This is a genomic window from Acetobacterium sp. KB-1, assembly GCF_003260995.1.
In the GTDB taxonomy this organism is placed as follows: domain Bacteria; phylum Bacillota; class Clostridia; order Eubacteriales; family Eubacteriaceae; genus Acetobacterium; species Acetobacterium carbinolicum.
Map to the genome: position 1 here is coordinate 1,540,696 of NZ_CP030040.1, position 23,587 is coordinate 1,564,282.

General features: G+C 43.8%; 18 protein-coding genes. 1 reads left to right on the plus strand and 17 read right to left on the minus strand.

Going from position 1 to position 23,587, the window contains the following annotated elements:
- Nucleotides 1-14: 14 nt before the first annotated feature.
- The 7 genes from uvrB to DOZ58_RS07135 all read right to left on the minus strand — a co-directional run bounded on the left by uvrB (nt 15) and on the right by DOZ58_RS07135 (nt 9,322).
- Entirely contained in the window at nt 15-1,991 is a 1,977-nt protein-coding gene (uvrB, locus tag DOZ58_RS07105; protein ID WP_305781830.1) for an excinuclease ABC subunit UvrB, read from the minus strand.
- Between the two features lie 148 nt (nt 1,992-2,139).
- Nucleotides 2,140-3,339, minus strand: coding sequence for a S41 family peptidase (locus DOZ58_RS07110; protein WP_111887675.1), 1,200 nt, complete (start codon nt 3,337-3,339; stop codon nt 2,140-2,142).
- Between the two features lie 103 nt (nt 3,340-3,442).
- Nucleotides 3,443-4,612: a murein hydrolase activator EnvC gene (locus tag DOZ58_RS07115; RefSeq protein WP_111887676.1), complete on the minus strand. Its 1,170-nt coding sequence runs from the start codon at nt 4,610-4,612 to the stop codon at nt 3,443-3,445.
- A gap of 36 nt (nt 4,613-4,648) precedes the next feature.
- Nucleotides 4,649-5,566, minus strand: coding sequence for a permease-like cell division protein FtsX (ftsX, locus tag DOZ58_RS07120; RefSeq protein ID WP_111887677.1), 918 nt, complete (start codon nt 5,564-5,566; stop codon nt 4,649-4,651).
- A complete protein-coding gene (gene ftsE, locus DOZ58_RS07125; protein ID WP_111887678.1) occupies nt 5,556-6,245 on the minus strand; it encodes a cell division ATP-binding protein FtsE in 690 nt (229 codons plus the stop codon). Before ftsE ends, ftsX begins: the two co-directional genes overlap by 11 nt.
- A gap of 398 nt (nt 6,246-6,643) precedes the next feature.
- Entirely contained in the window at nt 6,644-7,867 is a 1,224-nt protein-coding gene (locus DOZ58_RS07130; protein ID WP_111887679.1) for a murein hydrolase activator EnvC, read from the minus strand.
- Between the two features lie 306 nt (nt 7,868-8,173).
- Complete coding sequence (locus tag DOZ58_RS07135; protein WP_111887680.1) at nt 8,174-9,322, minus strand: iron-containing alcohol dehydrogenase; 1,149 nt, start codon at nt 9,320-9,322, stop codon at nt 8,174-8,176.
- Between the two features lie 374 nt (nt 9,323-9,696).
- Here DOZ58_RS07135 and DOZ58_RS07140 point away from each other — a divergent pair, with 374 nt between their 5' ends.
- Nucleotides 9,697-10,848 carry a 1-deoxy-D-xylulose-5-phosphate reductoisomerase gene (locus DOZ58_RS07140; protein WP_204355507.1) on the plus strand — a complete coding sequence of 384 codons (1,152 nt, stop codon included), beginning with the start codon at nt 9,697-9,699 and terminating at the stop codon, nt 10,846-10,848.
- Between the two features lie 107 nt (nt 10,849-10,955).
- On the opposite strand, the gene DOZ58_RS07145 is transcribed toward DOZ58_RS07140, so the two are convergent.
- The 10 genes from DOZ58_RS07145 to DOZ58_RS07190 all read right to left on the minus strand — a co-directional run bounded on the left by DOZ58_RS07145 (nt 10,956) and on the right by DOZ58_RS07190 (nt 23,525).
- Nucleotides 10,956-12,167 (minus strand): MFS transporter, encoded by a 1,212-nt coding sequence (locus DOZ58_RS07145; protein ID WP_242988630.1) that lies wholly within the window; start codon nt 12,165-12,167, stop codon nt 10,956-10,958.
- A gap of 445 nt (nt 12,168-12,612) precedes the next feature.
- Nucleotides 12,613-13,284 carry a TetR/AcrR family transcriptional regulator gene (locus tag DOZ58_RS07150; RefSeq protein ID WP_111887682.1) on the minus strand — a complete coding sequence of 224 codons (672 nt, stop codon included), beginning with the start codon at nt 13,282-13,284 and terminating at the stop codon, nt 12,613-12,615.
- 127 nt (nt 13,285-13,411) lie between these two features.
- Nucleotides 13,412-17,677: a PolC-type DNA polymerase III gene (locus DOZ58_RS07155; protein ID WP_111887683.1), complete on the minus strand. Its 4,266-nt coding sequence runs from the start codon at nt 17,675-17,677 to the stop codon at nt 13,412-13,414.
- 10 nt (nt 17,678-17,687) lie between these two features.
- The gene (gene ispG / locus DOZ58_RS07160) at nt 17,688-18,752 is read right to left on the minus strand and encodes a flavodoxin-dependent (E)-4-hydroxy-3-methylbut-2-enyl-diphosphate synthase (RefSeq protein WP_111887684.1); all 1,065 of its coding nucleotides are present in this window, start codon (nt 18,750-18,752) and stop codon (nt 17,688-17,690) included.
- Between the two features lie 9 nt (nt 18,753-18,761).
- The gene (locus tag DOZ58_RS07165; RefSeq protein WP_111887685.1) at nt 18,762-19,556 is read right to left on the minus strand and encodes an RIP metalloprotease; all 795 of its coding nucleotides are present in this window, start codon (nt 19,554-19,556) and stop codon (nt 18,762-18,764) included.
- Between the two features lie 8 nt (nt 19,557-19,564).
- Nucleotides 19,565-20,449, minus strand: a complete 885-nt coding sequence (locus DOZ58_RS07170) for a phosphatidate cytidylyltransferase (protein WP_111887686.1) — start codon at nt 20,447-20,449, stop codon at nt 19,565-19,567.
- Complete coding sequence (locus DOZ58_RS07175; protein WP_111887687.1) at nt 20,433-21,143, minus strand: isoprenyl transferase; 711 nt, start codon at nt 21,141-21,143, stop codon at nt 20,433-20,435. Before DOZ58_RS07175 ends, DOZ58_RS07170 begins: the two co-directional genes overlap by 17 nt.
- Before the next feature lie 394 nt (nt 21,144-21,537).
- On the minus strand, nt 21,538-22,182 hold the full coding sequence (locus tag DOZ58_RS07180) for a transcriptional regulator (RefSeq protein ID WP_111887688.1): 645 nt from the start codon (nt 22,180-22,182) through the stop codon (nt 21,538-21,540).
- Nucleotides 22,183-22,289: 107 nt separating this feature from the next.
- Entirely contained in the window at nt 22,290-22,673 is a 384-nt protein-coding gene (locus tag DOZ58_RS07185; RefSeq protein WP_111887689.1) for a Rid family detoxifying hydrolase, read from the minus strand.
- A gap of 21 nt (nt 22,674-22,694) precedes the next feature.
- Nucleotides 22,695-23,525: a Cof-type HAD-IIB family hydrolase gene (locus tag DOZ58_RS07190; protein WP_111887690.1), complete on the minus strand. Its 831-nt coding sequence runs from the start codon at nt 23,523-23,525 to the stop codon at nt 22,695-22,697.
- Nucleotides 23,526-23,587: the final 62 nt, after the last annotated feature.

Genomic DNA, 23,587 nt, shown 5'->3' on the forward strand with positions numbered 1-23,587 from the left:
CTTATTTTTGTCACTTATCTTCGATAATTTTTAAGATGGTGGATTTCGTCTCTTAGTTTGGCAGCCCGTTCAAATTCTAGGGCTTCCGCAGCGGTCAGCATCTCCAGTTCCAACTCTTTAATTTTAACATCAATATCCACTGCTTCATCACCAATTACATAGGTATCCGACGCTTCAGCCACCTTGGTTGCCTCAATGATTGAATGGATATCTTTTTTAACGGAGCTGGGGGTAATGTGATGGGCTTCATTATGGGCCGTTTGAATGGCCCGGCGACGATTCGTTTCGCTAATCGCCCGATCCATGGAGGGGGTGATCTTATCGGCATACATAATGACATGACCTTCTAAGTTACGGGCGGCCCGACCAACGGTTTGAATCAGGGAGGTCTCTGATCTGAGGAAGCCTTCTTTATCGGCATCCAAAATCGCGACCAGACCAACTTCCGGTAAATCAAGCCCTTCCCGGAGCAGATTGATCCCCACCAGCACGTCAAAGGTGCCTAAGCGTAAATCCCTGAGAATTTTCATCCGCTCAATCGTATCCACATCTGAATGCAGATAATTCACCAGAATCCCATTTTCTTTCAGGTAATCAGTAAGATCCTCGGCCATTTTCTTCGTTAAGGTGGTGACCAATACCCGATTCCCCTTGTCGGTTGTTAGTTTTATTTCTCCCAACAGGTCGTCAATCTGACCGGCAACCGGGCGAACCGTTATCTCGGGATCAATCAGACCAGTGGGTCGAATGATTAGTTCAACCGTATTCTGACTGTGTTCTTTTTCATATTTGCTGGGCGTGGCGGTGGTGAAAACGATCTGATTAATCTTACTCTCGAATTCAGAAAAATTCAGCGGCCGGTTATCATAGGCCGAAGGCAGACGAAAACCATAGTCGACCAGATTGCTTTTTCGGGCCTTATCCCCGGCGTACATCCCGCCAATCTGGGGAATGGATACGTGCGATTCATCGGCAACGATTAGAAAGTCCTTGGGAAAATAGTCAATCAGGGTATAAGGCGGTGATCCCGGGGGCAATCCGTTAATGTAACGGGTGTAATTTTCAATGCCGTTGCAATACCCCATTTCCCGGAGCATTTCAATATCGTAATTCGTCCGCTGAAGAATTCGCTGGGCTTCTACTAAACGATTGTTACGTGTATATTCGTCATAGCGCAGCCGCAGTTCTTTCTGTATCCCCGAAATCGCCCGTTCCAGATTTTCTGGGGTGGTCGTGTGGTGAGAGGCCGGGAAAATCGAGACATGGTTGAGCTCCCCATATATCTCACCGGTTAAGGTATCAATCTCCGTAATGCGCTCAATTTCGTCACCGAAGAATTCCAGGCGGATGGCTTTGTTTGATGAGGCCGATGGAAAGATCTCCAGAATATCCCCTCTGACCCGAAAATTGTTCCGCTCAAAGGCGATATCGTTGCGGGTGAACTGGATTTCCACCAGTTTTCGGATGATCGTATCCCGATCTTTTTCCATCCCCGGACGCAAAGAAAGCATCATGTTTTCATAATCAAAGGGACTTCCCAGTCCATAAATACAGGATACACTGGCAACCACAATCACATCCCTTCGTTCAAACAGGGCGGCCGTGGCGGAGTGACGTAATTTATCTATTTCATCATTAATCGATGAATCTTTTTCAATAAACAGATCCGAATGAGGTACATAGGCTTCGGGCTGATAATAATCATAATAACTAACAAAATACTCCACTGCATTATCCGGAAAAAAACTCCGGAATTCATTGGTCAGTTGGGCCGCCAGGGTCTTATTATGGGCAATCACAAGCGTTGGTTTTTGGACCGCCTCGATAACCTTGGCCATGGTATAGGTTTTTCCTGACCCGGTTACCCCCAATAAGGTCTGATATCGCAAACCATCCTGGATCCCCTGCACTATTTTTTTTATAGCCGGTCCCTGATCGCCCTTGGGTTCGTATTCCGAGACAACCTTAAAAGCATGCTTCATTTCTTTCATCAGCACTCTCCAATCATTATGATGAACATTCGTTCTATTATTTTACCATAGCTTTTTTTTAATGGCAATCAATAATCCTTCTGATTTAATAAAATCTTAAATTTTTTATCGCATTGAAAAAGCATACCATCATGGCATGCTTGAAAAATTAATTGGTTACGCCTAGTACTTCCAGGGCTTTTTGAAGTTGGACATCTTCTTCGTCCGTGAAAATATTATTCATCATAAAATCAGTCGCCTCAATGACAATATTCGGTTCCAGTCCTTTTTCGTGAATATTATTGCCATTAGGCGTGAAGTATTCAGAATTTGTTACCTTAAACCCGCCACCATCAGTGAGGCTGATGACTTCCTGCACAATTCCTTTGCCGAATGTCTTGGTTCCCACTAATTGTGCCGCTCCCGTATCCTGCAGAGCACCAGCTAATATTTCTGCCGAGCTGGCGGTTCCTCCATCGACCAGAGCCACCATTGGTAAACTAAGCTGTTCTTCCCCATCGGAGGTGTAATCTGTCTTATTGCCTTTTTTGTCAACCGTATAAACAACCACGGTTTGCCCCAGAATACGGTCAGCGATTTCCACCGCTTCTTTTACCCCGCCACCGGGATTACTACGTAAATCAATGACCAGGCCGGTAATGTTTTGGGCCATCAGCTCATTAATCTGGGTTTCGAAATCGTCTGCTGTTTTATCGGTAAACTCGCTGATTTGAATATAACCTTTATCGCCAATCACCCGGGATCTCACGGTTACGGCTTCAATGGTTTTTCGCACCAATTCCATTTCAATGATTTCCTCACCTCTGGCAATGGTAATGTTCACCATACTATCCGCCGGACCCTTCACCTTTGCGACAACCGCATCTGCTCCAATGGTGCTGACATCCTCACCATCTACCTTAATAATCTTGTCACCGGTTTTAATCCCAGCATCATCTGCCGGGGTGCCTTTCTGAGGTGCAATCACATAGGTATAGCCCTGTTCGTCCTCTGCTACCACCACCCCAATGCCTTCATAGGAGCCAGTGGCCATTTCCATGTATTTACTGAATTCCTCAGAGGTATAATAAGTGCTATAGGGATCACCCAAACTCTCGAACATCCCTTTAATGGCGCCATCAATCAGGGTGGTGTTATTCACGTCCTGATAATATTCTGAGGCGATCTGTTCCTTAAGCACCAGAAGTTTTTTAATACCGGCCGCTGTTTCGTTGCTGTCGACAGTTATAATCATCTTATTCCCCAGGAGTACATTACTGGTTGTTGCTACTGCAAAGGTGATCATGTTTGTGATGATCAGCACCACTATTATCACGACAAGCTTTGTTTTATTTTGTTTATTTTCCATTGTCTTCACCTGTATTCTAAATTTTTTTGACTGCAAAAAGAACAGGAGAAAAGAATCATGATTCTTTTCTCCTGTTCTTTTGTTCTATTCTACAACGGTTCGCTTAAAAATATCCTAAAGGATCGACAAATGATCCTCCGGAAAGAACGCCAAAGTGTAAATGGGCACCGGTAGAATCCCCGGTTGAGCCGACGTAACCAACCACATCCCCTTTATTGACCGTTTGCCCTGATGATACTGCAAAGTCACTCATATGGGCATACATGGCTTGTAGGCCATTACCTAAATCTATGATCACACAGTTTCCATAACCGCCATTCCAGCCTGCTGAGATAACCGATCCGTTACCCATGGCCATAATTGGTGTTCCCGATGGCGCGCCCATATCAACCCCATAATGGGTTCGATAATCGCCCCAGATTGGATGGAGTCGGGTACCGAAGTAATCATCATCATAGATCGGGTAATAACCCGGGCAGGGCCATTGATAGGTTCCGTTTGATGGCACAAAGCTTGAGCTTCCTCCCGTGGTTGAACCGCCGGAGGCGGCCGCCTGAGCGGCCATCATTTCCCGTACCTGAGCTTCGATACTCGCTGCATTGGCAGCCTCGGCAGCTACAATGGCCTGGTATTCAGCTACAATGGCCTGGTTTTGAGCGAGTAAACTATCTTTTTGAGCCTTAATTTCTTCTTGTTGCGCTAGTGCTGCTTCCTGCTCGGCTTTTTTAGAAATTGTCAACAGACGATCTGCTTCAATTTTTGCTTTTTTCTCATCGATAACTTTTTTTGTTTCCGCCAAAGCGTTTAGTGATCCCTTATCCGATTCAATAATGTAACGGGACATGTCAACCTTGGTAACAAAATCGGCAAAGTCATTGGAAGTAAATAAAAATTCAAGCATACTGCCATTTCCGTACATGTACATGGTACGCACACGCTCATTCATGGACTCTTCCTGCTCTTTTCGTTTGGCTTCGGCAATATCCAATTCCTGCTGTGTTTTGGCGATATTCGCTTCCAATGTTGCAATTTCAGCATTGATTGTATCAATGACACCGTTAATTCGGCTCATTTCGTCGTTAGCTTTGCCAATTTCAGTCTCAATTCCGGCAATGGTATTTTGTGTCATATCGATTTGATATTGAGCTGCTGCCTGTTTTTCATTGCTTTCCGCCAGTTGTTCGGTCAGGGATGCTGCATTAGCTGGTGATATTAGAATCCCCAGTGTGACAACTACACCCACAATGCCTGAAATAATTTGTTTTTTTGTCATCCGACAATCCTCCTGTTTTTGACCCAGTCTAATCATTTATACATCCAAGAATTTGCGAATTGCAAATATACTGCCCACTGCACCAATAAATCCTCCATAAATCAGGAAGAAAAACATCAGCTGTCCCATCACGGCGTCCGGAGGCGCCAGGGTGGCATCAACCGGTAGAAAGAGATTTCCGCCAACTAAACCTAATATATAATAGTAGGTAATTCGGATAATCAGGAATGCCACAATGGCTCCCATTAAACCAAGCAGGGTTCCTTCCAGAATAAAAGGTGCCCGTATATAGGCGTTGGTAGCCCCCACATATTTCATAATTCCAATTTCCCGACGTCTTGCAAACACCGTTAATTTAATGGTATTGTAGATAATAAAAATAGAAATCATCGACAGCACCACCAGCACGACAAGACTCAAGGTGTTGGTAAATTTGTTAAAACTTACTAGTGCTTCTACATATTCCTGTCCATAGCGGACATATTCAACGCCGTTGCCACTAAACGACATCGCCAGTTTTTGAACCTCGTCCATATCCTCCGGGTCGGTTACCCGAACAACAAAGGAGGCCGGCATCGGGTTGTTTTCAGAATTATAGCCACTGAGCAGTGGTGCATAATCTTCCAGACTAACCGTAAATTTTTCCAACGCTTCCTCAGCGCTTTCATAGGTAACACTTTCAATCAGATCACTTTTTTCAAGGGCCTGTTGAATCGTTTTTCCCTGAGTGTCGGTAAAGTCTGACTGTAGAAATATCTTGAGTTCCAGTTTTGATTCCACATCCTTGGTCACTTCCTGAACATTGATGGTTAAAATCAGAAAAATACCCAGAATAATTAAAGCAGCGATCACCGAAAGCACCGAAGCGGCACTCATCAGGTTGTTTCGCTCGATACTTTTAACCGTGTCTCGAACAACATTTTTAGGCATTGTTTTGATGCTACTAAACTTCATATCCATACCTGCCTGTCGCATCATCTACCTTAAGGACACCATCTTCCAATGTCAAAACCCGTTTTTTCATGGTATCCACAATTTCCCGGTCATGGGTTACAACCAGAATGGTCGTCCCTCTGCGGTTGATTTCTTCTAAAATACTGATAATTTCATACGATGTTTCCGGGTCAAGGTTCCCGGTGGGCTCATCGCAAATCAAAATAGATGGATTATTAATGATGGCCCGGGCGATGACCACTCTTTGTTGTTCACCCCCGGATAACTCATGGGGATAATGGTTCATTCGATGGGATAAGCCCACCATATCCAGAGCCAGGGGCACCCGCTTTTGAATCTGCTTCTCAGATTTTCCAATAATTTCCATGGCATAGGCCACATTTTCGTAGACACTTTTGTTTTCCAATAGACGAAAGTCCTGAAATACAATTCCCATTTTTCGTCTTAAAAAGGGAATTTCCTTTTTTGATAATTTTGACACATTAAAGTTATTAATATAGACCGATCCTTCGGTCGCTTCAATCTCTCTTAAGAGAAGTTTAATGAATGTGGATTTCCCCGCACCACTTCTACCCACAAGAAAGACGAACTCACCCTTATCAATAAAGAGACTCACATTTTTAAGGGCATCGCTCTTATTTTTATCATAACCCTTGGTTACATTTTTAAATTCTATCATATTTTAAGCCACTCCTAAATTACTTATCATTTTAATCGCTTTGACGTGCCATTTTAACATGCATGGTCCTATTTTCTTCTTAAGTGTTTATTGATAAGTTAAGATAATTAATTAACTAGAGAATGTCCGAGACGTCTGGATATCAGTCAAGTTTTGAGCTTTTTTGACCTTCTGAGGAGTCTTCGTGTATCACTGAATTTATTTTAGCATACTTTTCAAATAATTTCATTAAAAAAATAAATTTTTTGTAACAAATGTATCTAAATTTATCTGTTTTCGTCTTTTTTATGATGTTATCCCGTCTTCCAACCGACCATTCAATTTTTTGCAAAATAAAAGAGAAAAGACTGTTAATTCACAAATCTTTTCTCCTTTTATTTTAATTGATTAAGATTTCTTTAGATATGGGGGTCGATTGGCGACCCATACAATCGTACTTCATAATGAAGATGCGCTCCGGTTGAATCTCCGGTACTGCCAACGGCACCAACGGTCTGACCGGCACTGACGGTTTCACCTGATGAGACATAAATTGCACTTAAATGGGCATAGACCGCCGATAAGCCATTACCGATATCCACGATGACACAGTTTCCGTAACCGCCGTTCCAACCAGCCGAGATCACCGTGCCGTTACCAGCAACAGCTACCGGAGTACCTGAAGACGCACCAATATCAATACCGGCATGAAAACGAGTATCGCCCCAAATGGGATGGGTTCTCCAGCCAAATGGACTGGTGATCTCTCCATAACACGGCCAGACATAAGAGCTGGAATAAACCGGGGGTGCGGTTGAACCACCACCTGAGCTATCTCCGCCAGTGGAACCATCGGAGCTTTCAGCGTCTCCACTGCTTTGGGCTTGGGCCGCCTGGGCCGCGGCTTGTTCGGCAGCAGCCCGCTGTTGTTCATAATAGGCTTGTAATTGACCTTCAATATCAGCAGAGGTTGCTGCTTCAGCCTCTTCAATGGCTTTATACTCGTTGAGGGCAGCTTGATTTTGGGCCAATAATTGATCTTTTTGAGCCAGTATCTCTTCCTGCTGTGTCAAAACCACTTCCTGTTCCGTTTTCTTCTCAACAGTTTTTAATCGATCTGCCTCAATACCGAGTTTTTTCTCATCGATCACTTTTTTCGTTTCATCCAGAGCATTCAGGGAGCCCTTGTCCGCACTCATGATGTAGCGGGACATATCTAATTTCGTAACAAAATCCGAGAAATCTGAAGCTGAGAAAATAAATTCCATGACGCTGCCGTTACCGTACATGTACATCGCCCGAACCCGATCGCTCATCGATTCTTCCTGCTCCAGCTTTTTGGCCTCAGCTATTTTCAGCTCTTCCTGCTTTTTAGCAATATTGACTTCAATGGCTGCGATTTCGGCATTGATTGTGCTAATCACCCCACTGATTCGATCAACCTCTTCATTAACCTTAGTAATTTCTTCTTCAATCCCATTAATGGTGTTTTGAGTCATGTCAACCTGATATCTTGCCGCTGCCTGTCGAGCATTGCTTTCTGCTAACTGCTCGGTTAATGAAGCCGCATTGACGGGTGCTGTTAAAAATGCCAAAACCATGGAACCCGTTACGATTCCTGCTATAATTCGATGTTTTTTCATTTTTCCCCTTTCCCACAATCTAAAATTGTGACCCTGTCTATTTGTTGTTACGTTTACTTTAAATTTTTATTGTTTTTGTAACGGTTGTATTATACCATATTCATGTTTCAATTAAAACAAAAATAATAAAATAACTTGAAAGTATTTTGTATAAAAGGAAGATAAATGCGACGTATTTTAGTATTCCAAAGAAAAAAGACACTCCCAAAATTAGGAATATCTTTTTTAATGTCTTTTTTATGACTGTTTGAGACGAATTATTCGCATTGACGCGTATAAGCCTTATACTGCCCTAAAATAGAGGTCTCAAAAAGCCGCTTTATAAATAGATATTACATCTTCTTTGGTTGGGCATTTGGGATTTCCACCGGTACAGATATCGGCCAGGGCCAGATCTGCCAATTCGCCAAAGTCCTCTTCTTTAACACCGATTTCTTTGAGTCCCGTCGGTATACCGACATCTTTGGACAGTTTTTTGATGGCATCAATGGCCATGATATTAATTTCTTTTGGCTCCCGACGGCTGGTGTCGACACCCATCGCCTGAGCCACGTCTTTTAACCGATCACCGACGGCATCGGCATTAAACGCCGTTACATAAGGAAGCAAAATGGCATTGCAAACACCATGAGGCAGGTCATAGAAGCCGCCTAACTGGTGCGCCATGGAGTGAACGATTCCCAACCCCGCGTTGGAAAAGCCCAAACCAGTGACAAACTGACCATAGGCCATGACATCACGGGCATCCAGATCGTCACCGTCTTCAACCGCTTGTCTTAAGCTGCCGGAAATGGCTTTGATGGCTTCTAAATTAAAGAGATCCGTAAATCGGGAGGCACCGGCAGTGGTGTAGCCTTCGATCGCATGGGTTAAGGCATCCATACCAGTTGCTGCAGTTAATGATTTTGGCATTTTCAGCATTAAAACCGGGTCATTGACCGCGACAGTAGCCAAACAGTTAGGATCAACAATAACCATTTTCAGTTTACGCGCTTCGTCGGTGATGACATAGTTAATCGTCGCTTCACTGGCGGTGCCGGCGGTGGTGTTAATCGCCACAATCGGCAATGATTTATTAGCTGTTTTGCCAACGCCTTCGTAATCTCTGAGGTCCCCGGGGTTGGTTGCCAGAATAGCAATCCCCTTGGCGGTATCCTGAGGTGATCCGCCACCAACGCTCACTACAAAATCACATTCGTTGTCTTGTAGTACTAAAAGACCAGCGTTTACATTGGCAACCGTTGGATTGGGTCTAACTTCTGAAAAAACAGTATAAGGAACTTTTGCTCCATCTAATACATCAAGTACGTCTTTTACAATACCGGCTTCTACAAGTACTTTATCGGTTACAACTAAAGCTTTTTTCACGTTCAGCCGTTTGATCTCAGGTGTAATCAGTTCAATTGCACCCGGTCCCATAATGACGACTGGTGGAAAATAATAGGTTTTTGCCATAAGAATACCTCCAAATTTTATTCGTTTACATGATTATATGCCATAGAAATGGCTGAATAAATGGAAATTTTCTCTTGTTTGAGATACATTATTGAAATGACTGGTAAGTGACATGGAATAAACCAAACACAACTAATACTAAACGGCTTTCAAGCAATTTGAAGATCCCGTACGATCAATTATTAATCTGTTGTATGCGGCAAGCTCGGACAGGCTTTACCGTGACCGCCTTGATGCATACAACATGATGTAATAATTGTCGGTACTGCTTTCATTCTAATACAATTCCATCTGCTTAATTTGTCTTTTATTTTTAAGAATTATATTATATGATTTTAGTAATTATTTGTAGAATTAAGCGTGTGAAAGAGGTAATTATGAAAAATATCAGTATCCTTGGGTCGACTGGTTCAATTGGAACCCAGGCTCTGGAAGTCGTTTCACAAAACAGTGACACTTTAAATATTGTCGGTTTAACCACGAACACCCGCATTGATTTGCTGGAAAAACAAATTGATATCTATGCTCCCCGCCTGGTTTGTGTGATGGATGGAGACGCCGCACTGTTGCTGGAAAAACGGATGAAGCAAAAGGGCTCGGAGGTGGAAGTGGTCACCGGTTTAGAGGGGCTCATCGCGGTTTCAACGGCATCAGAAAACGATCTGCTCCTCACTGCGGTTTCGGGTATGATTGGGCTTAAGCCGACCCTGGCTGCCATCAGTGCCGGCATTGATATTGCCCTGGCCAATAAAGAAACCCTGGTAGCCGGTGGTCAGATCATCATCGATGCAGTGGCAGCAGCAGGGGTTTCACTACTACCGGTGGACAGTGAACACAGTGCCATCTTTCAATGTCTGATGGGAAACAAGCATGAAGAAATAAACCGGGTCATCATCACGGCTTCCGGTGGGCCTTTCCGGGGCCAAACACGGGAACAACTGCAATCCGTTACCTTAGCCCAGGCTCTGAAACACCCTAACTGGTCGATGGGCAAAAAAATTACCATTGATTCAGCAACCCTGATGAATAAGGGTTTGGAAGTCATTGAAGCCAAATGGCTATTTAATCTGAAAAATGATCAAATTGATGTGGTGGTGCATCCCCAGAGTATCATTCATTCGATGGTGGAGTTCATCGACCATTCCACCATCGCCCAATTGGGAATGCCGGACATGGCGCTGCCGATTCAAATCGCCTTTTTCTATCCGGATCGGATCGCTAATAACCGCCAGGCTCTGGATTTTGGAAAGGTTAGGGAACTTAGCTTTGAAGCGCCGGATCTGATTACTTTTCCCTGTTTACAACTGGCCTACGACGCCCTTGATATTGGCGGAACCATGGCTTGCGCCCTCAATGCCGCCAATGAGATATCGGTGGCCCGATTTTTAAATCAGAGGATTACTTTTTTAGATATTCCCCGAATTAACCGGCTGGTGATGGAAAAACACTCGGTCATTTCAAATCCAGACCTTGGTGATGTGCTGGCTGTGGATGCCTGGGCCCGAGCAGTAGCAAAACGGATCTAACGAAGTCAAGCTTTAATGCGTTACTGTTTTCTATTCTTCTCATAATCAAAAAAAGACAACCGTATCTCGCGCCGCGTTTTACGGTTGTCTTTTTTTACATGGTGATGTTACACCGTCTGCTTGACTTCATCGCTTTTTTTACTATACATCCCAACCAATACCATTGAAACCACACTACCAACAATTAAGGTTGCCGCGGCAATTTGCCAGTCCGCCCGGGTAGCCGTTAAATTCAGGGTTTCACGTGTGAATTTCAGTACATAAGGTGAGATAAATTGTCCAATCCCGGTTGCACTGACATAAATAGAGATCGCAACCGCTGCGTATTTGGGCTTTGCCGCGCTTTTTGCAACCGCAATTGTAATGGCCGGATTAAAGGTACCAAAACCCATCCCAAAAATGACTGCGCCAACAATCAGCATTGTCATACTGTTTGCAAATATTAACACGACAAATGCCAGACCCACTGTTAAGACAGCAAATGGAACCGTGAATTGTTTTAGTAGTTTTGCGGTGTTTCCAAACAAAAGTCCCAATACAAAGGCAGCACCCGTAAAAACCGTTAAGACGGTGGCCGCTTGGGCTGCGTTGCCAAGCCCATCAGACTGAATAACCATGGCAATATTGGTCATAAAACTGAATTGAACAACATTTACCAATAAACAGACGAACGCCAGAATAAACGAAATTGATGTCACTTTCTTTTCTTTTATGCCGGATTCAGGCGTTTTTTCTGGTTTCTTAACACCCGTATCCGGTAATTTAAACCAGATTAGTAGGGCAATCGGGATGATGAGTAGAAAACCCAGAAAAGAATAGCGCCAGTTATAGGCTGCCAGGATTCCGCCCATCATCTGGAACACGACACCTGCCGCCGCCCCAACGGCACTTCTGAAGCCCATCAGTTTGTTCTGCTGCTGTCCAGTAAAGAGGTCTGCGACAACTGCCGATGCCATCGGGAAGACTAAACCATATCCAGCACCGAAGACAAATCGCATCACGATCATAAATTGCAGATCGCCAACAAAGGCAGATGGAATCCCGCCGACGAACATCAGGATCATAGCAATAGAGATAATCTTTTTGATGCTGATGTACTGGGTTAGTTTACCAGCGACCAATGCGAAGACCACCATCATCAGAGAAGGAATTGTGGATAATAACTTAATGGTCTCTGGGGCCGCATCTGGAAACGCTTTTGCGATTTCACCCAGGGCTGGAGTCGTCATGCTGGTTGTGTACATCAGCAAGGCAACCGACAAGGCCGCTATCTGGACCCACACATTACTGTTTTTTTGTCCGCTCATTTGTTCACTCATTTTTTCACTCCTTTAAAAATAGTTTTTTGACTGCTTGTACAATACGATTTGGACCGCCTTTCAAATATTAATCGCGTTTGGTTTGTTGAGATTATATTACCATCATCTGATTTATTTGTCACTCATTTTATTCGCATTTTTTGTTATTTATTTTATTTTACTATAATTAAGACTTTATTCGCTTGATGTAATCCATTATTATCGTATTTTTTTATCTATTATCTTTTTAAACGTTAGCATTACAAAGAGATTATCCTTGTTTAAACTATTATTAATCATATTTATTGTTGTCCGTTCATACACGCCGACAAAGAAGCTGACACGCGTAGTGCGATCTGAGCATTTCTGATTTTGACATTAAAAAAAGATCAATACAATTGCCGTTTTTAGCAATCGAACTGATCTTTTTACCATCATTCCCTATTTAATTACGGTATTGAAGCTATTATGCTGCAACTACCACTGTAAAGTTTTTTTCAACCCTAAGGTTAATTGCACCAATCATTCCCCGCGACTCTTTTATACACTGGTCAATAAAATCATTATCAAACCGCAGGCTCTGAAACAGCAAACGAATTTCCAACTCGGCCAGATATTCGCTGCTGCAATCCAGATACCCACCCCCCCAGGAGACGTGGAGCCCATGAACCACGGCCAAGTTTGCAAGGGCTAATGCCTTCACTTCCAGCCGATCAAGTCCCAGTTTGTAAGACCGGTTGATGTTTTCGACAAATCCAACCGAGGCACTTTCTGTTTTCATCAATATATTAGTATCGCACAATTCATGATAAAATTGATTCAAATGGCGATTTAAGCGACAGTTACGATTCTGAACCCGATATTCGATTGCCGTTTTTATCACCGCATTACAACCGGGATACTTTTCATCGATGGCTTTTTGCGTTTTGACTTTATTCGCCACCATGTATTCATTATAAACCTCAAGTGCCAGATTATTTTTGTTATTAAAATAATAGGCCACCATCGCCTTATTTGTTCCCGACGCTTTGGCAATATCTGCTAAAGTTGTTTTAACAAACCCATACTCATAGAATAATTGTTTTGCTGTTACATAAATTTTATGCTTAGTTTCCAGCCCAGTCTTGTAGTTAGCCAAATCTTTTTCCTCGCTCTCCAATAGTTAACTTATTTTAGCATAAAAACAGATTTTGCCCAACCCTGATTCCAGCAAAACTGCTATCTTTATTCTTTTATTATTTCTTAAGTCCGACAATATCGCTTTACTAGAAAAAAGCAATCTGATTTGACGCCGGCAACTGATTTAAGCACCCCTGTTTTTCCAGCGTTTCAATGACCGATTTGCTGATCTTGGTGCGGTTCTGCAAGTCCTCCCGGGACATGTAGGGGCGAAGTTGAGCTTCTTCATAAATGCGCTGGGCGGCCTTGTCGCCAATCCCTTCCAGGGCGTTGAGTGGTGGCAGCAACGTATCGCCAATGATCCGAAACTGGTTAAAATGGGACTCGTAGACATCGACATTTTTAAAGCTGTAGCCGCGGCACATCATTTCATGGGCAATCTCCAGCACCGTTAAGAGTGACTTTTCTTTGTTGGAGGCCTTCGTCCCCAGTTCTTTAATCTGATTCATCCGATCCACAATCACACCTTTTCCCTGACTGGTGAGCTGAGCATCAAACTCACTGGCCCGTACTGAAAAGTAGGTGGCATAATAGGCCAGCGGGTAATAAACCTTGTACCAGGCAATCCGAAAAGCCATTGTAACATAAGCGGCTGCATGAGCCTTGGGAAACATGTACTTGATTTTTTTACAAGAATCAATATACCACCCCGGCACCTTGTTCTTTTTCATGTCATCTTCCCATTCTGGCTTTAGTCCCTTCCCTTTACGCACCGCTTCCATAATCGTAAAGGCGGTTTTGGCTTCTAACCCGGCATAAATCAGATAAATCATAATATCATCGCGGGTACAAATGGCCTCTTTGATGGTAGCCTTCTTATCCCTTATCAAGTCCTGAGCGTTATTTAACCACACATCGGTTCCATGGGATAATCCGGAAATCCGGATCAGATCAGAAAAGGCTGTCGGTTTGGTGTCTAAAAGCATTTCCCGAACAAAACTGGTCCCAAATTCAGGAATCCCACAAACCCCCAATGGTGACTCAAAATCATTATCTTTTAAATCCAGAGCTTTGGTGGAGGTGAATAAGCTCATCGTTCTTTCGTCGTCCAGAGGAATCCCAACCGGATCGATGCCGGTAAAATCCTTAAGCATTTTGAGCATGGTGGGATCATCATGGCCCAGAATATCTAGCTTTAGCAAACGGCCACTGATCGACTCGTAGGCAAAATGGGTGGTAACGGTATCGCTTTCGGTATCATCTGCCGGACGTTGTACTGGGCAGAAATCATAGATATCCTTATAGGTTGGCACGACCATAATCCCCCCGGGATGCTGACCTGTGGTTTTTTTGACTCCCGCACAGCACGAAATCACCCGTTCCAGTTCGGCTCGGGTCGCTTTGATTTCTTTTTCGTCATAGTAGTTTTTGACAAACCCAAAGGCGGTCTTTTCAGCAATGGTGGAAATCGTTCCGGCCCGAAAAACCTTGCCCTTGCCAAAGAGTACCTCAGTATAGCGATGCGCTTCAGCCTGGTTCTCGCCGGAAAAATTAAGGTCGATATCGGGTTCTTTATCACCTTCAAAGCCCAAGAAGGTTTCAAAGGGAATATCGAAGCCATCTTTATCAAGCTTGGCACCACAATGGGGACAATTGGCATCTTTTAAATCCGGTCCCACCCCAACCTCGGTGCTGTTGAAAAACTCGGAATGTTTACAACTGGGGCAACGGTAGTGAGGGGCTAGCGGATTCACCTCCGTAATTCCGCACAGGGTGGCCACAAAGGAAGACCCCACCGAACCCCGGGAGCCCACCAGATAGCCGTCTTCCATGGAATGGTAAACCAGCTTCTGGGCAATCAGATAAAGAACCGAGTAGCCGTTTCCGATAATCGAATCCAATTCTTTTTTAATCCGTTTTTCGACCAGTTCAGGCAGCGGTTGACCAAAAAGCTCTCTGGCCCGACCTTCCACCATTTCACGGATTTCTTCGTCGGACCCTTCAATGACTGGCGGATAGGTGCCATCAGGAATCGGTAGCACTTCTTCAATCATCGTACCAATTATGCGGGGATTATCAATCACCACTTCGCGGGCGGTTTTCTCATCCAGGTAGTCAAATTCATTAAGCATTTCCTGGGTGGTCCGATAATAAAGCGGCGGCTGTTTGCTGGCATCCTTGAAACCTTGACCGGTCATCAAAATTTCCCGGTAAAGGGAATCTTCCTGATTGACAAAATGGACGTCGCCCGTCGCCACTACCGGCTTATTCAAACTTTTGCCAAGCTCAATAATCCGCAGATTAATTTTTTTTAAAGCCTCCTGATCCGGCACACTGTTATTGTCAATCAGGTACTGATTGTTTCCCAGTGGTTGGATTTCCAGATAGTCATAAAAGCTGGCGATTTGCTGAATTTCATCCTGCGACTTGTTATGAACCAGGGCTGAATACAATTCTCCCGCTTCGCAGGCCGAGCCCAACAAGAGGTTTTCGCGGTTTTCCGCCAGTAAAGACTTAGGAATACGCGGTTTTTTATAAAAATAATTCAGATGTGATTCGGAAACGAGGCGATACAAATCCTTGATTCCTGCCTGATTTTTGGCATAAATAATAATATGATTTGTGGCATTAAGGCGAATACTTCGTTCCCGACTGGACAGGGTGTTAAGGGTCTGGATCGAGGTACAACCTTTTTTCTCAGCCAGATCCAGAAGCTTAACAAACACCTTGGCCGAGGCGGCGGCGTCATCAAGGGCCCGGTGATGATTTTGAATCGCAATTTTAAAATAAGAGCAAAGTTTTTTTAAGTTATGCCGGGTAATCTGGGTTAGCAGACACCGGGACATCGCCAGGGTATCAACGGCCGTATTTTCACGGTTGATGCCGTGGTCGGCTAAAGCTTTGTTTAAAAAGCTCATATCAAAAGCAGCATTGTGGGCCACCAGAATGGTCTCGCCAGCAAACTCCAGAAACTGCTCCAACGCCTCCCGCTCTTCCATCCCATCAGCCACCATTTGATTGGTAATATTGGTCAGATTAGTAATGAATGCCGGTATTTCACAATGGGGATTCACCAACGTCGAAAAGCTATTGACAATTTGTTTATTCTTAATCCGCACCGCAGCAATTTCAATAATCTTGTGGTTTCCCGGCACCAGACCGGTCGTTTCTAAATCAAAAAAAGTAAATTCGCCGCAGAAATCCTGATCCTGATCGCCATAAACCATGTTTAGCTGATCTTCAACCAGATAACCTTCGACCCCATAGAGCACTTTGATTTTTTTCTTTCGTCCCAGTTCCATCATTTCCGGATAAGCCTGCAGCACTCCGTGGTCAGTAATGCCAATGATGTCATGCCCAAAATTAGAAGCCTGCTTCATAATCTGCTCGACCTTACTGACCGCATCCATGGCACTGAATTGACTATGTAGATGAAGCTCCACCCGCTTGACCGGGGCATCATCGGTTTTAATGGTTTCTTTGGAAAGGTTGATATTGCGGGGATAAAACATCATTTCCTGAGAATATTCGTCATAATTAATCTTACCTTCAACCAGATACCAACCGCCTTCTTTAATGCCGGCAATGACTTCTTCTTTGTCGGTAAAGATTTTACAGGTGATACTGTTGGTATTGTCGGTAATATTAAAGGTCAGCAGGGTCTTATTGTTTTTTAGCGGCCGCGTATTGACCCCAAAAACCCAGCCCTTAATAACCAGACTTTTACCTTCGGATTCGCCATTGATATTAAAATCGACATTTTTAAGCCATTCCCAGGTATGGGTTATCTTTTTTCCGGTGACCACATCCCCCGGTTTTTCAGCCTTGGGAAGCTTGGCCTGGTTGGAGCCATTCGCTGATCCACTTGAACTGGGACTAACCGGCTTAATGGCAGCCAATCGTTTTTCCAGATCCTGCTGACTTTTTTGGGCCACTGAATCATCATCGGTGAAACGCACCACCAATTCGGCTTCCAGACCATAGTGTTCGGCGATTAATCGCTTGAAACGACTGGAAAAAATCGCCAGTGCTTCGCCATCCAGTTCACCAGTGGATCGTCCCCTGACATAAAAGGTATTGCCTTCGGCAATCAAGGTATTAATGAGTAGGATGTTGGTAATCTTTTGATTGATCCCCACCAGTAGCTGACAGACCCCTTTGCTATCGGTGGCCAACAGATGCTTACCATCCTGATATTTAAGGGGTGCAACCTCAACTTGCAAGGCTTTTGCATAATCAAAAATTTCCTGCATTGCGGTTTTTATAAATTCGGTATCGGTTTGTTTTTTAGGACTTGAAAATTTAAAAATCAATTCCTCTTTAGCGGAATTGATTTTTATACTATCGGTGATCAGATGATAGTCTGCTATTATTTTCTTAAATCGTTCTTGTCGTCGGGTTAAAATACTCAAAGATCTCGCCTCACATTTTTTCTATTTCTTCTAATAATACCGAGATGATTTCATCCTCGGCAATGCTTTTTATAATTTCACCCTTTTTAAATAGCACCGCCTTATTTTTTCCCCCGGCAATGCCAATATCAGCCGCCTTGCCTTCGCCGGGACCATTCACAATACACCCCATCACAGCCACCCGGAGGTCTTTTTCAACCGTTCTCAGCTGCCGGTCGATTTCTTTAGCAATGCCGATTAAATCAATTTCGGTACGACCACAGGTGGGACAGGAGATAACTTCCACCCGGGGTCGTCGACCACTGTAAAGACCGATGCCGCTAAGAATATCGCGAGCCACATCAATTTCTTCGAGCGGATCGCCAGTTATCGACACGCGCAGCGTATCCCCTAACCCATCTAGTAGCAGATAGCCGATGCCCATCGCCGATTTAACGGCTGAGCTTCGCAGGATTCCAGCCTCGGTGATCCCCAGATGCAAGGGGTAATCATACTTTTGTGAAAATTGTTCATAAGACGCGATGGTAAACCGGACATCTGAAGCCTTCATTGAAACCACGATGTTATCAAAGCCGGCATCTTCTAAAATTCGGATGTGCCGTACCGCTGATTCGACCATCCCGGCCGGGGTAGCTCGACCCTTATTTTTGGCTAGAATTTCTTTTTCCAGGGAGCCGGCATTCACCCCAATTCGAATCGGAATGCCGCGTTCGGTCGCCATCGCAACAATTTCCCGAATGCCTTTTTCCGAACCAATATTACCCGGATTAATGCGCAACTTATCAACCCCATTTTCCATAGCGGTCAGGGCTAGTTGATAGTCAAAGTGAATATCAGCCACCAGCGGAATATGAATTCCTTTTTTTATCTCAGTAATAGCCTGGGCCGCCGCTTCATCAGGAACTGCGACCCGGACAATCTCACACCCGGCGGCTTCCAGAGCCGTAATCTGAGCAATTGTTGCAACACTGTTTCGGGTATCGGTATTGGTCATTGACTGGATGGCAATGGGATTTTCTCCGCCAATGGCAGTTGCTCCAATCCTCACCACCCGGGTTTCTTTTCGTTTTTTCACATCGTTCTCCTATGCTGCCAGCCGCATAATATCATTCACAGCAATCAGGACCGCCAGGGCAATCAGGGCAATAAATCCAAAGTAGTTAATTTTTAATTCCCATTCCGGACTGAGTTTCCGACGCACCACCATTTCAATCAGGAGGATAAAAATTCGACCACCATCCAGGGCTGGCAGTGGAAACAGGTTGATAATCCCCAAATTGACACTTAACATGGCGGTAAAGGCCAGCAAAATAACCAACCCGCTTTGCAAAAAGGTATCGACCATCGATACCATTCCAATCGGCCCAGCCAGCTGATCCAAGCCCACCTGACCCGTAAACAACATCCCGAAGCTCTGAAAAATCAGACCGGAAAACCGCCAGGTATTTAAAAAGGCGGTACCTATGGCGTCAAAGATGTTGGTGTGACCGGTAAATAAGGCCACCACAATCAGACAGACAAGGGCAAAGATAATGTTCATGGCCGAACCGGCCACTAACACCAGCAGCTTTTCACCCCGGCTTTTTGCTTCAAAGCTGCGGGGATCGATGGGGATATTGGGATCTTTAGGAAGCAGGTTGCCTTCTTCATCAAATGCTGGCTCTTCGCCCCGCATTTTGCAAAATCCCCCGACTGGAAAGGCTCGAACGGTAAATAGTGTTTCTTTACCTTGTTTACTAAATAATTTTGGTCCCATACCGATAGCAAATTCTTCGACGAAGATGCCAGTTTTTTTTGCCACCATAAAATGTCCCAGCTCATGAACAATCACTAAGACACACAAAATAAGCAATGTAATAAGGATCGTATATAAATTCAAATTTTCACCTACGCGATGCCAATGGTTAATTTGGCAAAAATATAAATAAGAGGAATGATAAAGAGGATGCTGTCAAAGCGATCCAAAATTCCACCATGACCGGGCAAAATGGTGCCAAAATCTTTTATTTTGGCTTTGCGCTTGATCATCGATGCTGTCAAATCCCCGCATTGTCCGGCAATGCTTCCAAAAACGCCAACAATCAGGTATAAATACCAGGGCAAAACAAAACTAAAGTAAGAACTTAAAATGGTTCCATAAAGGATGGTACTCAGTGCCGCAACAATGACTCCGCCAACCGATCCGGCGATGGTTTTTTTGGGGCTGATCAGGGGCGCAATCTTTCTGTTGCCGATGGATTTCCCAATAAAATAGGCTGCCGTATCGGTTGTGAACGCGATCACAAAAATCAGCCACATATAGTAGGCGCCTTTGTTGACAGTTTCAAAAAGAAACAGATGACCAAACATAATCGGTACATATATGAGCCCCATCAAAGTGGCACTACCGCGCGAAATCTCAACATTTCCCGATAAAATTTCGTAACAGAAAATAATAATAAAGGCTACCAGCAAAACCGGCATCAGAAAATAATAATCCAATTTGATGGTCACCATTAGCATAATCGACAAAATAATCATCAGAAAGACATTAATTCTAGGGTGAATCATTTTGTTGACAGCTCGGGTATACTCCATCGTCCCGACAAAAGCCAGAAAGGACACACCAATGACCAGGATAAATCCCCCTGTATACAAAATAATAATGAGCAGCGGCAGACCAATAACCCCGGTCCAGATTCGGGTTTTCATGGAACTCTTTTCAGCCCGTCTGCTCGCACCTCTTAATCGTTCCGCCCGGCGGCTCTCCAAACTGCTACTCGGCCGATCCATAACGACGATTCCTTCTCTGATAATTTGCGATCATTTCATAATAATTTGCGACTTCAAAGTCTGGCCAATAAATGTCGGTAAACATAAATTCGCAGTAGGCCATCTGCCATAGCATAAAATTGCTCAGCCGACTTTCCCCACCGGTTCGAATCAGCAGATCCGGATCAGGCTGACCTTTGGTATAAAGATGCGCGCTGATCTGGGCTTCGCTCACCGCTTCCGGGCTTATCCCCAGGGCCATAAGGCCCTTCACGGCTTGGACAATTTCGTCTCTGCTCCCGTAGTTCAGGGCAATATTAAGTACCAGGCCAGTGTTTTTAGCGGTGGTGTCCATGGCTTTCACAGCGGCTTCCCGAACTTTTTTTGTTAACCCGTTCATGTCTCCAATGACGTTGATTTTGACATTGTTTTCATGTAATTCCCCAACTTCTTTATGGAAATACTCAACCGCAATATTCATCAACCCCGTGACTTCTTCGGGACTCCGTTTCCAATTTTCAGTGGAAAAAGCATACATCGTAATTATCTTTATGCCGACATCTGAGGATGCCCGGACAATTTTTTTCAATGTCTTCATGCCGGCATTATGGCCAAATAAACGGGGTCGATTTTTTGCTTTTGCCCAACGGCCGTTTCCATCCATGATTATGGCTATATGCTCAGGCAGATTATCTTTATCTAACTGACTTGTCATATTGCACCCCACTCTCTATTGTATTTGCGCATTTTTTTCACTCTTTTCTTCTTTCAATATTATATGCTATTTTTTAAGATTTGTAAATTCTATCACCAGGGGATACCTTGAAACAAGCTTTATTTAAGACTCAATTTATCCGAACTGCAAATCGTGTCCAGCCAAACACGCCAAAAAAGGAAAAACCTCAGGCATAGCCTGAGGTCCCCCTGGAAATTATTGTGAAAATGAGAATTATTGTTATCAATATAACATCTTTCTATCAAAAAGTAAACGATTAAACAAAAATTAATTTATTTTTATTTTGGTTAAGGTTAGCTTTAATCATTTTAACGTTCCGTGTAGACCAATGTCTGTTACTTACTTAAATTAAGCATGCATCCTGTCCCTAAAATTATTTTTTAGTAAGTGAAAGATAGCGGTAAAGGGTGGGGACCGAAACGCCCATGCACTTGGCCAGATACCAGATGGTTCCCTTAACCGAAAATGTTCCCATTTCATCCAGTTTCCCCACCAGCTCGACTTTTTCATCCTTGGATAAGAGTTTTAGTTTTTTAAGCAAATCCTGGGAAATATGATTGAGATTATTATCCACCAGTTCTTTTACATCAATATTTATTTTTTCGGGTCCTTTTTCCTTTTGTTCATTTTCAACCAGTGGCGGACGGATCATCTTGTCTAAAAGATCCCGGGCGGCAATGAGTTCATGACTATCCGAATTGATACAGATCATGCCAATCAGAACGTCATTTTCGTCCTTGATAAACCAGGACGCCGATTTGATCGATTCTTTTTTCTTGAATTTTTTGGGATCATTATTCATATAGGGTACTTTTTTATGCACCTCACTGCGAAGAATTCTTAAGTTTGTTTCCGTAATCGGATCGCCAACCTTTCGTCCGCTGATCTGCCCATTGCGTATGGCGACCACCGAATGATGCCAGTCGGTCATATCATGGAGAACAACTTCCGTATTTTCTCCCATAAATTCTGCTAAAAAATCCACCAGGGTCACATAGTTCTCCAGTTTTTTATTCACAATATCCCTCTCTTTATTTGATTGGCCAGAAAGATACCCATGGTCATCTGTCGTAACAAGATGGCCATGGGTTCCTTATTATCACTATTTTTTTAAGTCCTGGCGTTTTATTTAGCTGCAATCGCTTCAATTTCAAAGCGGGCAGCCTTGGGTAAAGCAGCTACCTGCACACAGGATCGAGCCGGATACTCAGCCTGACCTTCAAAAAAAGCGGCGTAAATATCATTAACCATGGCAAAGTCTGCCATATCAGCCAAAAATATCGTCGTTTTAACGATATCCTGTCGACTAAACCCAGCTTCTTCTAAAACAGCGTTTAAATTGTCCAAACCTCTTTGGGCCTGCTTTGCGACGCCATTCTCCAACTCACCAGTTTCAGGGATCAGTCCTAACTGACCTGAGGTATACAGGGTCTCTCCAACTAAGTACGCATGGGAATAAGGTCCCACTGCAGCCGGTGCCTTGTCGGCGATGATAGCTTTTTTATTCATAATGATCTCCTTAATTATTTACTAAGCCAATACAAACTTCTCAATGGCATGGGCAACCCCATCCTCATAGAAGGGTAGCGTAACATGGTTGGCCATGGCTTTAATTTCCTCTGACGCATTCCCCATGGCAACACTGAGGCCGGCAAACTCCAACATCCGCAGATCGTTGTCGCTGTCTCCGATTGCCATTACATTTCCCGGTGCTAATTTTAAGATCCGACAAAGCTGTTTTAACCCATCGCCCTTATTGGCCGAACGATGATTGACCTCAATGTTGTTTGAAATCGCTTTGGTCAGCGTCACACCATGAATTTGAGAAAACTTCTGCCAGAGCACCCGCAGGTTATTGTCACTGAGCAAAGGAATATTAATTTTTTCGATTTCGGAAGCATGTTCCGTAGTAAAATCCAACACATTATCAACGGCTCTGGCATTGCTGCGAATAAAGGCAATCAGATCCTTTGACAATTCATTCCGATCACCAATCATATCAAAATAACGGCGCTCACCGTAGGATTGGCCCTGATAATAAACCTCACAAAATAAGTTTCGGCGGGTCAGTGTCTTCATAATCTTTTTGACGCTGCCAGACCCCAGATAGTTGCTGCTGATCACTTCTTTGGTACTTAAATTGGTTACCGCCGCCCCATTCGAGGTCACGGCATAATTAATTCCCGGAATACTCACCACCGATTCCGGCAATTGACCCAAGATCCGTCCTGTCGATGGAACCACATGAATGCCTTTGGCAATGGCCTTAGCCAGAACAATTCGGGTTCTTTCTGAAATTGACATATAATCCTTTTGTAGCGTAGTCCCGTCCATATCCAGTGCGATTAGTTTTATATCCATGGTTTACCCCATTTCTTATTCTTCATATTTTTTAACTCGATGTGACTCATTCGTTTAACATA

What these genes read in the sequence shown, in the direction of transcription:
- DOZ58_RS07115 (WP_111887676.1), bottom strand. Translation starts at nt 4,612, where the DNA reads ATGACAAAAAAACAAATTATTTCAGGCATTGTGGGTGTAGTTGTCACA.
- uvrB (WP_305781830.1), bottom strand. Translation starts at nt 1,991, where the DNA reads ATGAAAGAAATGAAGCATGCTTTTAAGGTTGTCTCGGAATACGAACCC.
- DOZ58_RS07145 (WP_242988630.1), bottom strand. Translation starts at nt 12,167, where the DNA reads ATGAGTGAACAAATGAGCGGACAAAAAAACAGTAATGTGTGGGTCCAG.
- ftsX (WP_111887677.1), bottom strand. Translation starts at nt 5,566, where the DNA reads ATGAAGTTTAGTAGCATCAAAACAATGCCTAAAAATGTTGTTCGAGAC.
- ftsE (WP_111887678.1), bottom strand. Translation starts at nt 6,245, where the DNA reads ATGATAGAATTTAAAAATGTAACCAAGGGTTATGATAAAAATAAGAGC.
- DOZ58_RS07175 (WP_111887687.1), bottom strand. Translation starts at nt 21,143, where the DNA reads ATGACAAGTCAGTTAGATAAAGATAATCTGCCTGAGCATATAGCCATA.
- DOZ58_RS07185 (WP_111887689.1), bottom strand. Translation starts at nt 22,673, where the DNA reads ATGAATAAAAAAGCTATCATCGCCGACAAGGCACCGGCTGCAGTGGGA.
- DOZ58_RS07170 (WP_111887686.1), bottom strand. Translation starts at nt 20,449, where the DNA reads ATGGATCGGCCGAGTAGCAGTTTGGAGAGCCGCCGGGCGGAACGATTA.
- DOZ58_RS07130 (WP_111887679.1), bottom strand. Translation starts at nt 7,867, where the DNA reads ATGAAAAAACATCGAATTATAGCAGGAATCGTAACGGGTTCCATGGTT.
- DOZ58_RS07135 (WP_111887680.1), bottom strand. Translation starts at nt 9,322, where the DNA reads ATGGCAAAAACCTATTATTTTCCACCAGTCGTCATTATGGGACCGGGT.
- DOZ58_RS07190 (WP_111887690.1), bottom strand. Translation starts at nt 23,525, where the DNA reads ATGGATATAAAACTAATCGCACTGGATATGGACGGGACTACGCTACAA.
- DOZ58_RS07110 (WP_111887675.1), bottom strand. Translation starts at nt 3,339, where the DNA reads ATGGAAAATAAACAAAATAAAACAAAGCTTGTCGTGATAATAGTGGTG.